The 11,711-nt window shown below is 54.0% G+C and carries 10 protein-coding genes; 7 read left to right on the top strand and 3 right to left on the bottom strand.

What is annotated here, in order from left to right; genetic code table 11:
• Positions 1 to 108 precede the first annotated feature (108 nt).
• The 4 genes from QJQ48_RS19080 to QJQ48_RS19065 all read left to right on the top strand — a co-directional run bounded on the left by QJQ48_RS19080 (position 109) and on the right by QJQ48_RS19065 (position 3,710).
• Positions 109 to 978 carry a LysR family transcriptional regulator gene (locus tag QJQ48_RS19080; RefSeq protein ID WP_346292844.1) on the top strand — a complete coding sequence of 290 codons (870 nt, stop codon included), beginning with the start codon at positions 109 to 111 and terminating at the stop codon, positions 976 to 978.
• 77 nt (positions 979 to 1,055) lie between these two features.
• Entirely contained in the window at positions 1,056 to 1,964 is a 909-nt protein-coding gene (locus QJQ48_RS19075; RefSeq protein ID WP_346292843.1) for a glycine betaine ABC transporter substrate-binding protein, read from the top strand.
• Between the two features lie 66 nt (positions 1,965 to 2,030).
• A complete protein-coding gene (locus QJQ48_RS19070) occupies positions 2,031 to 2,996 on the top strand; it encodes an ABC transporter ATP-binding protein (protein ID WP_346292842.1) in 966 nt (321 codons plus the stop codon).
• Between the two features lie 87 nt (positions 2,997 to 3,083).
• Entirely contained in the window at positions 3,084 to 3,710 is a 627-nt protein-coding gene (locus tag QJQ48_RS19065) for an ABC transporter permease (RefSeq protein WP_346292841.1), read from the top strand.
• Between the two features lie 27 nt (positions 3,711 to 3,737).
• On the opposite strand, the gene QJQ48_RS19060 is transcribed toward QJQ48_RS19065, so the two are convergent.
• The 3 genes from QJQ48_RS19060 to QJQ48_RS19050 form a co-directional block, all read right to left on the bottom strand.
• The gene (locus tag QJQ48_RS19060) at positions 3,738 to 4,046 is read right to left on the bottom strand and encodes a P-II family nitrogen regulator (RefSeq protein WP_346292840.1); all 309 of its coding nucleotides are present in this window, start codon (positions 4,044 to 4,046) and stop codon (positions 3,738 to 3,740) included.
• Positions 4,047 to 4,679: 633 nt separating this feature from the next.
• Positions 4,680 to 7,367, bottom strand: coding sequence for an MGH1-like glycoside hydrolase domain-containing protein (locus QJQ48_RS19055; RefSeq protein ID WP_346292839.1), 2,688 nt, complete (start codon positions 7,365 to 7,367; stop codon positions 4,680 to 4,682).
• Positions 7,368 to 7,416: 49 nt separating this feature from the next.
• Positions 7,417 to 8,055 (bottom strand): ABC transporter permease, encoded by a 639-nt coding sequence (locus tag QJQ48_RS19050; protein WP_346292838.1) that lies wholly within the window; start codon positions 8,053 to 8,055, stop codon positions 7,417 to 7,419.
• An 8-nt stretch (positions 8,056 to 8,063) separates the two neighbouring features.
• Between QJQ48_RS19050 and QJQ48_RS19045 the strand changes: the two genes are divergently transcribed.
• The 3 genes from QJQ48_RS19045 (at position 8,064) to QJQ48_RS19035 (ending at position 11,709) form a co-directional block, all read left to right on the top strand.
• Positions 8,064 to 8,903: an alpha/beta hydrolase gene (locus QJQ48_RS19045; protein ID WP_346292837.1), complete on the top strand. Its 840-nt coding sequence runs from the start codon at positions 8,064 to 8,066 to the stop codon at positions 8,901 to 8,903.
• Positions 8,904 to 8,980: 77 nt separating this feature from the next.
• Complete coding sequence (locus QJQ48_RS19040) at positions 8,981 to 10,990, top strand: serine hydrolase domain-containing protein (RefSeq protein ID WP_346292836.1); 2,010 nt, start codon at positions 8,981 to 8,983, stop codon at positions 10,988 to 10,990.
• 272 nt (positions 10,991 to 11,262) lie between these two features.
• Positions 11,263 to 11,709, top strand: a complete 447-nt coding sequence (locus QJQ48_RS19035) for a PPC domain-containing protein (protein WP_346292835.1) — start codon at positions 11,263 to 11,265, stop codon at positions 11,707 to 11,709.
• The last annotated feature ends 2 nt before the right edge of the window (positions 11,710 to 11,711 follow it).

Below are 11,711 nucleotides of genomic sequence, written 5' to 3'. Positions count from 1 at the left end.
AATGAGATAGATTAATGAGCGGCTTATTGACTAAGCTATCTTTACTCTTTATTGAAAACAAAACCCAGATCGAGTCGCATCTATGCGCAAAGCGAATAGATGTAGTTTATGAACATTTCTCAACTGGAAATTTTGGCGGCGATCGCCCGCCACGGCAGTTTTTCCGATGCGGCCCTCAGGCTCGATATCTCTCAGTCAGCTGCGAGCCGGGCGATCGCGTCGTTAGAGGCTGAGCTGGGAGTGCCGCTGCTGGTGCGGGGGCGGTTTGGAGCGCGGCTGACCTGCATTGGCGAGCGCATCATTAGCCATGCCGATCAGATTTTAGAGCTACGGGAGCAGATTGAATACGAAGTCAATTTAGAAAAAGGGCTGTACGGCAGCCAGCTGCGGATTGCCTCTTTTCGCAGTGCCGCCACCCATCTGCTGCCCCCCATCATTGCTCAGTTTTGTCAGCGCTTTCCCAACGTAGCGGTTTCCCTGAGCGAATACGATCCCACCGGCGTTGAGCGGGCGCTGCGGGCCGGCGATGCCGACATTGGCCTAGTGCCGCTGCCCCGGTCGGAAGAATTTGCCACCTGGGAAATTGCCCGCGACGAGTATGTGGTTTTGCTGCCGCGCTCGGTAGGGCACGTACCGCCCCAGCTCACCTGGACGGAGCTATCCCAGCACGCCTTTATCTTGCTGAACTATGCCGAATGCACCTCGGCCGTGCGCGATCACTGGAGCACCTGGGGCCAAACGCTGCAGGTGGCCTACCAGATTAAAGAAGATTCCACGATTGTCAGCATGGTAGCTCAGGGCTTGGGAGCCGCCATTTTGCCCCGGCTGGCAGCGCTGCCGATTCCCAAAGGGGTGCAGGTGCGATCGCTGCCCGTACCGCTAGAGCGGGCGATCGGGGCGGCAACTTTGGTCAATACGCCTCATCCACCCTCTGTCAAAGCCTTTTTGGAGGTGCTGCAGCAGCAGTCCCGGCGGTAGCTGCCGCTGCTCAGGCAGGACGGCGATAGTCAATATCAGTGCTATCCTCTTAAAAATTCAATCTTCGCCGCTAAGCCATGTTCAAACTGCGCCATCGCTTCTTTTTTGCTCTGCTGGCATTTCTAGTTGCCGCCACCGTTGTCGCCTGTCAGGGCGGCTCCGAACCTGACGGCAGCGTGATTCGCGTCGGTTCTAAAGACTTCACCGAACAGCTCATCCTGGGAGAAATGTATGCGATCGCCCTAGAAGATGCTGGCTTTGAGGTCGAACGCAATCTGAATTTAGGCGGCACTCCTGTCGCCCAGGCCGCGTTAGAAAATAGCGAAATTGATCTCTATCCTGAATACACGGGGACGGGCTTGCTGACGGTGCTTAAGCAGCCTGTTAGCAGCGATCAGCAGGCGGTGTACGACACGGTTTCTAACCAGTATCAGGAAAACTTTAATCTTGTTTGGCTAGAACCCGCACCGATGAACAACACCCAGGCTTTGGCGATGACCCAGGCCCAGTCGGAGGCGCTGGGCATCACCACAATTTCTGAGATGGCGGCCCAGGCAGATGAGCTAATTATGATCGGCCCGCCCGAATTTGAGGTGCGAGAAGATGGTCTGCCGGGACTACAGCAGGCTTATGGCGATTTTGAATTAGAAGCCTACAAAGCCGTCGATGCCGGCCTGCGCTATCAGGGTCTCGTTGATGGCGAGGCGGATGTAGCTGTGGCCTTTGCAACGGATGGTGAAATCAGCGCTTTTGATCTGGTACTGCTGGAAGACGATCAAAATCTGTTTCCTCCCTATCAGGTGGCGCCCGTAGTCCGGCAGGAAGCGCTAGAAACCAATCCCGAAATTGCCGAAGTCCTCAACGGCATCGCGCCGCTGCTGACCAACGAAGCGATGCAGCAGCTTAACTACGAGGTGACTGGTGAGGGGCGCGAGCCTGCGGAGGTAGCGCGCGAGTTTTTGCTGGAGTCGGGAGTGGTGGAGTAATGGTTGAGGGAGGGAAAAGGGGGCTAGCTGGGAGTGGAGTCGAACGGAAGTTGAACGGGCTAAACCATGAGTGCGATCGCGTTTGAGCAGGTGTCGCTGCGGTTTGCAGGGGCAGCGCGTCCGGCAGTGGATGGCTGCACGTTTGCGGTGCAGCCGGGGGAGTTGGTGGTGATTTTGGGGCCGTCTGGCTGCGGCAAAACGACGCTGCTGAAGATGGTGAACCGCCTGTATGAGCCAACTCAGGGCAGTATTTTTCTGTCGGGCAATAATATTCGCCAGCTGAAGGCCACTGAGCTACGACGGCAAATTGGCTATGTGATTCAGCAGTCGGGGCTATTTCCCCATATGACGGTGGCGCAGAATGTAGCAGTGGTGCCGAAGCTGCTGGGCTGGGGCCGCTCTAAAACTCAGATGCGGGTCGATGAGCTGCTACAGCTTGTGGCCTTGCCGCCCCAGGAATACCGCGATCGCTATCCGGCCCAGCTTTCCGGGGGACAGCAGCAGCGGGTAGGGGTAGCCAGAGCTTTGGCGGGCGATCCCCAGGTGATTTTGATGGATGAGCCGTTTGGGGCGATCGATGCCATTACCCGTACGGCACTGCAGGATGAGATTTTGCGCCTGCAGCACCAGTTGCAAAAAACAATTTTATTTGTCTCGCACGATGTCGATGAAGCCATGCGTCTCGCCGATCGCATTTTGGTGATGCAGGCTGGTCAAATTGTCCAGTTCGACACGCCGTTTAATCTCCTCACTCAGCCCCGCAATGACTTTATTCGTAGCCTCTTGGGCAGCGAAGACGTGATGCGACAGCTCGGCCTGCTGCGAGTCGCTGCCGCCATGCAGAATCTGCCGGATACTTTTGACCTAGACAGTCAGCCTCGGCTTTCCCCCCAGGCTAGCCTCCGAGAAGCCCTGTCGCTCATGCTTAGAACTGGCGCGAGTCAGATTGCGATCGCAGAGCGCGATCGCCCCGTAGGAGTCCTTTCGCTGGCGCAGATTCAGCAAGCCGTCAAACAAAGCGAGTCTCGCTGATATTTCATCAGGGCTTGGCCGCGCCCAAGCCCCCCTATCTGCCCGTTTACCCATCCGCTACCCGCTAGGCATCACCCACATCTCTTCATGTCCTATCTCTTCGCCAGTCCTACCGTCGTTCTGCAGCAGCTCTGGGAGCATGTGCAAATGGTGGGCATTACCCTAGCGATCGCCATTACCCTTGCCATTCCCCTATCGCTGCTGATTACGCGGGTGCGGCGATTGGCGGTGCCTGTTATGGGCGTGCTGGGCGTGTTTTATACCATTCCGAGCCTGGCGCTGATTATTTTCTTAGTGCCCGTGTTTGGCCTCAATCAGCGATCGGTGATTACGGCGATGGTGATTTATACCCAGGTGATTTTGGTGCGGAACTTGGTGGTGGGGCTAAGCGGCATTGACTCAGCCATCCTAGAGGCGGCTAAGGGCATGGGCATGAGTAGCTGGCAGCGCTGGTGGCGGGTACAGGTGCCGCTGGTGCTGCCCGTATTTTTGGCGGGGGTACGGCTGGCGGCAGTCGTAGCGATCGCCATTGCCACCATTGGCGCTAAGTTCAGCGCTGGCGGTCTGGGGAATCTCTTGTTTGAGGGGATTCAGACTAACCGCAGTGACAAGATCTGGGCCGGGGCGATCGCGGTGGCGCTGCTGGCGCTGCTGCTCAATGCGGGGCTGCGATGGCTAGAACAAGCAGTCAGCCCCCACAGCCAGAAAAGCTAGCCTAGCAGCGACTGGGTAACCCTTGGGTCAATCTAACAGCGCTTCTACGGGCTGCCGAAACGCAATCAGCGCGTATTTGTCTTGATATTCATTTACTTCGGTCAAAATCTGATCGGAAATTTCTGCAGAAACTACCGTTTTTAGCTCAAGATTAGTTTTGTAGCCGGCAATTCCTGATACGTCTGACATCCGGACGCCGTGGCTGCCAACGCCCTGAGCGAGGGTAAAGGTATACCCTGAAACGCCCAGCGTTTTCATGAGCTGCATGAGGCGATCTTGCAAGACTGATTCGCCAATAATTGTCAATAGAACGGCTTTCTTGAGTTGAGGCGGCATAGCAATATAGCCCGTAATTGGCTTTAGAAACAACGATAAATATTTTGCCGTCAAAAGAATAAAAAAGCTACCCTCTGCAAGTATGAACCAGGCGTTTTAGACCGTTCAAACTGTTAGTTTGCCAGCGTATTTTCAATTGATGCGCCAACTTATTTTACTCTGAAAGCCTGACGGAATCTATGTTTTTACGTTACGAATAGCGACCTCTGACTCACGGGTTGTAAACTTTGTTGTCAGCAGCCCCTAACCTGAAAGAGGAGCGGTATAGTAATAACTGAAGCCAAAAGCTTCCCTGACAGATTGCAAGTCAACTCCATCAAAACAGGAGGTAAAGCGACTGTATTATCCTAATCTGTCTCGTCTAAACGCAACAGTATCTAGGCTGTTAACTGATATTTCCTCTAATGGCTGAAAGGGAGCAATAGAACTAGCAAAACCAATAATCTTTGAATAAGATTTCAGCTAGTGTATCTCTAAATTTTATGCAGGAAAGTGAGGCGATCGCTCGGTTAATCAGACTTAGATGCTGTTGTCAGCTCTCACTATATCTAACTCTTTAAATATTAACTACAGGGTGCATTGCCATACGGTTTAATGCACCTTTATAGCGATCGCCATAGGACTGAGCCTCCGTTAATGCAGTTGAGCGTTGCCGTATTCACTGTATTGCTGAATTAGCTTAGCGATCAGTCCTGTCCATCCGGTTTGATGGCTCGCCCCCAAGCCCGCACCGTTGTCCCCATGAAAATATTCGTGAAAGAGCAGATAGTTACGCCAGTGAGGATCCTGTTGAAAAGGTTCAATCCCACCGAAAACGGGACGCTGCCCCGCCTCGCCGGTCAGAAAAATCTGGATTAGGCGCTGCTCTAGCTCTAGCGCTACCTGCCATAGGGTTTTGCGCGTATCAGAGCCAGTCGGGCATGCAACGGTGAAAGCATCACCGAGATAGTGATCAAACTTCTGTAAAGACTCGATTAGCAAGTAGTTCACCGGAAACCAAATAGGGCCGCGCCAGTTGGAGTTGCCGCCAAAGAGTCCGGTACTGGATTCTGCCGGTTCATAAGAGACACAGTGCTGCTGGCTGTCCGTACTGAAGCAGTAAGGATGCTCTAGGTGGTAGCGAGAGAGCGCCCGGATGCCATATGCCCCCAGAAATTCAGCTTCATCCAGCATTTTAGTTAAAATGCGGCGCAGCTTATCAGGTCTGACCACTGCTAACAGGCGGCGCTTACCGACCCCCTGATCAATGAAGCTAGCGACGTTGTGGCTAAGTTCAGGCCGATTGTGTTCAAACCATTCCAACCGTTCTTTAAATCCTGGTAGTTTATTCAAGCTATCTGGCTCAATCGTCTCAACCGCAAATAGGGGAATCAGTCCTACCATCGATCGCACCTTGAGCCGCAGCCGCTGACCTTCAGGCAGGTGTAGTACGTCATAGAAAAAGCCGTCTTCCTCATCCCATAGCTCAGTTTTGTCATGACCGCCGATGTGATTCATGGCGTCGGCAATATAGACGAAGTGTTCAAAAAACTTGGTTGCCATGTCTTCATAGACGGCGTTCTCCTGCGCTAGCTCTAGGGCCATAGTCAGCATGTTGAGGCAGTACATTGCCATCCAGCTGGTGCCATCGGACTGCTCGATGTAGCCGCCTGTGGGTAAGGGAGCGCTGCGATCGAAAACGCCGATGTTATCTAGGCCCAAAAAGCCCCCCTCAAATACGTTGTTGCCCTCGGCGTCTTTGCGATTCACCCACCAGGTAAAGTTCAGCAGCAGCTTTTGAAACACCCGCTCTAAAAACTGGCGATCGCCCCGGCCCCGCATTTTCTGCTCAATTTTGTACACCCGCCAGGTAGCCCAGGCGTGAACGGGCGGATTGACATCACCAAAGGCCCACTCATAGGCGGGAATTTGGCCGTTGGGATGCATGTACCATTCCCGCGTCATGATATCGAGCTGATGCTTGGCAAAGTCCGAATCAACCATTGCCAGAGGCAAACAGTGAAAGGCTAGATCCCAAGCGGCAAACCAGGGATATTCCCACTTGTCGGGCATGGAAATAATGTCGTTGCTGTCAAGATGCGTCCACTGGCGGTTACGGCTGAACTGATGCCCCTGGGGTGGTTCCGGCATAGTCGGGTCGCCTCCTAGCCAGCGAGCCACATCATAGCGATAGTACTGCTTGCTCCAGAGCAGTCCGGCGAAGGCTTGCCGCTGGATTTGGCGCAGGTCAGCGCTGAGATCAAAGGGGGTAATTTTGCCGTAAAAATCGTCGGCTTCTTGTCTTCGAGCCGCCAGAATTTGCGCGAACTCGGCAAAGGGGGCCGGAGCGCGATCGCCCTGGCTCAGTCGTAGCCGTATCTGCCGTGTTTCCCCGGCTGGAATCTCTAAAACATAGTGGATAGCGGCTTTAGTTCCCACCTGATTGGGATTGACGGCTTGCGTCTCTCCCTCCACGACGTAGCGATGAAAGGCGTCTTTAGTATAGGGCGAGGCATTTTTGGCCCCATAGAGCCGCTCAAAATTGGTTTCATTTTCGGTGAAGTAGAGCGGTCGTTCGGGTTTGTTGGCGGCAACCGGGTCTTCGCCATAGAGCCAATACTGGCCTAGTTCAGCCTGAAAAGCTTCAATGCCGACGGTGCCAATTGGGGCATTGGGCGACAGATTGAGGGCTGGTTTTTCGGCTGCCTGTTCCCAAGACCAGGTGTTGCGAAACCATAGAGTGGGTAAAACATGAATTGTCGCAGCGTCCGGGCCGCGATTAGCCACAGAAATTTGAATCAAAATGTCGTCTGGAGCGGCTTTGGCGTAGTCTACAAATACGTCAAAGTAGCGATTTTCCTCAAAAATGCCCGTATCTAGCAGCTCAAACTCCAGCGCCTCGCGCCCGCGCCGCTGATTTTCTTCGACTAAATGCCTGTAGGGATAGGCTGCCTGTGGATATTTATAAAGCGCCTGCAGATAGGAATGGGTCGGCGTGCTGTCTAGGTAAAAGTAGTACTCTTTGACATCTTCACCGTGATTGCCCTGCGGCCCCGTCAGGCCAAACAGCCGCTCTTTGAGCACCGGATCTTGGCCGTTCCACAGCGCTAGGGCAAAACATAATTGCTGCTTGTCGTCGCAGATGCCCAGCAGCCCGTCTTCGCCCCAGCGATAAGCCCGCGAGTGAGACTGCTGGTGGGAGAAGTAGTCCCAGGCTGAGCCATCGGCGCTGTAGTCTTCTCGGACGGTGCCCCACTGGCGATCGCTGAGATAAGGCCCCCAGTGCTTCCAGTCGGCCTCACGGGCTTGGGTGGCTTCTAGGCGCTGCTGTTCGACGGTCATGATCGGTTCTCCTGAGCAGACTGTAGATAAGAAATAGAGGGCGATCGCCTTAAATAGGTGGCTGTACGGCTTTCTGCAAACGACTGAGACTGACTTCCACCAGCAGGGCCAGCAGCGCTACGGGCACTGCCCCTACCAGCAAAATCGCGTTGTCATAGGCGGCAAAGCCCAGCACCACAAAATCTCCCAGCCCGCCCGCTCCGATAAACGCCGCTAAGGTGGCGCTAGCAATGACCTCGACTGCTGCGGTTTTAACGCCGGCAATGATCACCGGCAGGGCCAAAGGAACTTCGATTTGCCGCAAAATTTGGCCAGCCGACAGACCCATGCCCACAGCCGCTTCTCGAATCATGGGGTCAATTCCCCGAAACGCTACGTCCGTGCTGATCAAAATCGGCGGCATTACCAGCAGCGTTAGGGCGAGCGCCGCTGACTGAAAGCTGAGGCCAAAGTAGGGAATGGCAATAAACAAAACTGCTAGACTGGGGATCACCCGCAGCGCATTGAAGCTATTGATTAGGAGGCTAGAGGCAAGCTGCGATCGCGCGCTCCACAGCCCCAGCGGTAACCCCACCAGCAGCCCAATTGTCAACGGCACACCAACCAGTAGCAAATGCTGTAACAAAGCGTCCCAGAATTTATCTAAATTACTGATAGCGTAGTCGTAAGCTTCGAATACAAGTTGCATGGATTAGGATGCGGCAGGATAGTTATTTTACGGCAGCCAGAGGCACACAACTGTATTATCAGGTCTGGCGTCCGGCAGAGATTCGGGGCATTGTCGTCTTAGTGCATGGTATTGGCGAGCACAGTGGACGCTATGAGAGCTTAACGACTGCGCTGACTAAGGCTAACTTTTTGGTGGCTAGTTTTGATCATCCCGGACATGGGCGATCGCCTGGAACGCGCGGTCATATTCAACGCTGGCAGGACTATGGCACAAACTTAGGTCTGTTTCTACAGCTTATCCGTCAAGACTATCCCCAGGCTCCCCTCTTTCTCTATGGTCACAGTCTAGGCGCTCTCATCGTCGTAGACTACAGCCTGCAGTGTCAGGCGCTGACAGGCTTGATTATTAGCGGTATGCCGGTTTGCCCGGCTGGCCGCTTTGGCAATCCGGTGCTGATAGCGATCGCCCGCCTGCTCTCACAAATCTGGCCGACCCTGACCTTCAAAACTAAGCTAGATGCCACGCTGCTCTCACGAGACTCAGGGCGGCGACAGCAGTATGCCTGCGACCCTCTGGTTCACAGCGCTGTGTCGGTGCGCTGGGGAGCTGAATCCCTCAAGGCGATCGAGCGCATCAAGTATCAGGCGCCTAAAGTGAGCTGTCCCGTTCTCATGCTTCATGGGGAAGCCGATCAGATTAGCCTATTAGAGCCAGCTTGCCAGTACTTTAATCGTTTAGGGGCTGCCGATAAAACCCTAAAAATATACGCCGGAGGCTACCATGAGCCTCACAACGACTTGGAGCGAGAACAGGTCGTCCAGGACTTACTAGACTGGTTAGAACGCCAGCTTGAGCCGCGTCAGTAGTTTCACCCGGTTGGGAGATGTGCTACGGCAGAATGTCTGCTTAGCTTATGAACGGCAGTTATTAGCAACCCGGTACTATGGCGGAAATATCGGCAAAAGCGCTCAGGCGATTCGTCGCAGCTAGCCTAACCGCTTTTTTCTTCGTCTTGTTCTCAGCCAGCTTTATCGTGCCGCAGTCATCAGTGCAGGCTACCGCTCCAACGCCTCAACCCATTCAGCTCGATGAATCTGGTGAACCTGTGCCAGCTCAGGCAGATGCCGCTGGGCTAGAGGATGTCGCTGCCTTTGGACAGTTTGTGGATCAGTTTTTTCAGCGGGCTGTTGCCAATCAGGAAATTCCGGGGGGCGTGATCTCAGTCGTCAAAGACGGCGAAGTTTTTTTCAAAGGTGGATATGGCTATGCAGACTTAGCGCAGCAGCGCCCCGCCGATCCCGATCAGACCCTCTTCCGAGTGGCCTCTCTCTCCAAGCTGCTAACAGCGACAGCCGCAATGCAGCTCTCTGAACAAGGGTTGATCCAGCTTGATGACGACATTGCACCGCTGCTGGACTTCGCCATAGACAACCCTTTCCCGACGCCCATAACCTGGCGGCACCTGATGCTGCACACCGATGGCTTCAGCAAGCGCCGGATTGGTTTAGCCGCCCGTACTGCCGCTGGACAAACGCCTCTAGGTGACTATCTGGCCACCCATATGCCACCAGTTGAGTGGCCACCGGGACAGCTCTACAGCTATTCCAGCCACAGCATTGCGCTGCTGGGCTACTTGATTGAGCGGGTTTCAGGCCAGCCGTTTAATCAGTATATTGACGAGCATATTCTGCAGCCGCTAGCGATGCAGCGCAGCACCTTTGCCCAACCGCCTGCGGCGGCTCTGCGGCCCCATCTGGCGACGGGCTACCAAAAACGTAAAGGGCAATTTGAGCCAGTGCCCTATCTCTACCTCAATATTTACCCTGCCGCTTCCCTGCAGGCCACGGCGACCGATATGGCTCACTTTATGCTGGCTCATCTACAAGCGGGGGGCTACCAGGGCCAGCAAATTTTGCAGCCAGAGACGGTTCAGCAGATGCATACAATTCATTTTCGTCACCATCCTCGCCTGCCGGGTACTAGCTATGGCTTTCACCAGCGCTATGCTAATGGCCTCAACACCCTGGGCCATCTGGGCAGCCTGCGCGGATACTCCAGCGCTCTGATGCTGATTCCCGCACAAAATATTGGCATTTTTATTTCAGCTAACAGCTTCAGCGGCATTCATGATCAGTTTCTCGAAGCCTTTTATGATCGCTATTTTCCAGCCGAGTCCCCCTCCACCGAGTCGGTCTACGAGCCTGACGACCTCAGCCGTTTGACTGGCGTGTACCGTGATCTAGAATATCCCCGCCATACGCCTGCTAAACTGACGGCCTTAGCCCAGCGTATCTGGGTTGATGCAGACGATCAGACTTTGACCATTAAAGCTCCCAACTTATTCTTTGCCAAAAAGGTTGAGTCTCAGCAGTTGGCCCCTGTAGAACCTCTGGTTTTTAGGCGGTTAGAAGATGATGCCTTAGCAGCATTTGAAGCGGATCAAACAGGTCAGATTCGCTATTTGTTCAATCCTCTTTTCGGCACGATTGGGGCTTATCAGCGGGTGCCCTGGTACGAAGTTGGCTGGATTCATGGCGTAGCGCTGCTGTTTTGCGCTCTTACTTTTCTCTGGGCGACTGTGGCGGGGCTGATCGGGCCGATCTTTAAACAGGACTCAAAGACTCATAAACCGCGATCGCACCCGTGGGTTCTGCAGCTAGCCGGACTGAGCGGCCTTTTGAATCTCGTTTTCTTGATAGGTCTACCCCTTGGCCTGTGGCTAATAGGAGCTTGGAAGCTGGCCTATGGTATGCCTAGCTTCGCGATCGCCTTGTTCTGTCTGCCCATTTTGACGACGGCGCTGCTGCCGCTGGTGCTGCTGGCTGCTTTCAAAGTCAGCCGCGCTCAGGACTGGCCAACGGGAGCGCGTATTCGCTATGGGCTGTTTACTTTGGGCGCTGTCGGATTTGTACCCCTTTTGCTGTATTGGAATCTGCTCGGCTTTCAGTTTTAGCCTTTTGGCTAATAGCTACAGCCACTAAAAATTAAGCAGTTTGTTCTGCCAAAGCTGTGGTTTGAAAGCCAGTTTCAGGCAATAGAACGAGCTGCAGACTTTTACTATCAGAGAATAATTTTTAATGATATCTGCGATACATTTCTTAAGCTTATGATTGCTCTACAGTAGAAAGCGTTTTGGTCAGTGCTTTGCTGCTGCATGGCAGCAGATTGAGCGCTGGTCTTTCCCTAATGTGTTGCCTGTTTAGTTGTTATAGCTTTTAGAACCTTATGAAGTTGAGTCAGTTTGGGGTTGGCGGCAGCCTAGCGATCGCGTTGGTTGGCCTAATGGGGGCGATCGCCCAGGCTCAGGAGGCGCGAGCTGTCGTCAATCAGCCAATGCTGCAGGTGCGCGGTATGCTGCAAAATGGAGATGCCACCCTCGGCGACAACAGCCTTTTCGACAAGTACATGATTGAGTGTCGGTCGGGGCAAACGCTGACTATCACTTTAGAGAGCGGCGACTTTGACGCTTACCTGATGGTTTACGACACCCAGGGACAGCGCATTGCGCAAAACGATGACATCTCGCCGGACAATCGCAACGCGTCAGTGACGGTCACGGTACCAGAGGACGGACTCTACCGGATTGTGGCTAATGCCTATAACGATCTCGGTAACGGCCAGTATAAGCTCTCAGTGATGGCCTCGGCGGCTGAGGCCAAGCCTGCAAATTAGCG

The organism is Sphaerothrix gracilis Ecp01, from assembly GCF_030405905.1.
In the GTDB taxonomy this organism is placed as follows: Bacteria; Cyanobacteriota; Cyanobacteriia; order Phormidesmidales; family Phormidesmidaceae; genus Sphaerothrix; species Sphaerothrix gracilis.
Note: the sequence above shows the minus strand (reverse complement) of the source record. Positions and strands in the feature narration are given on the sequence as shown.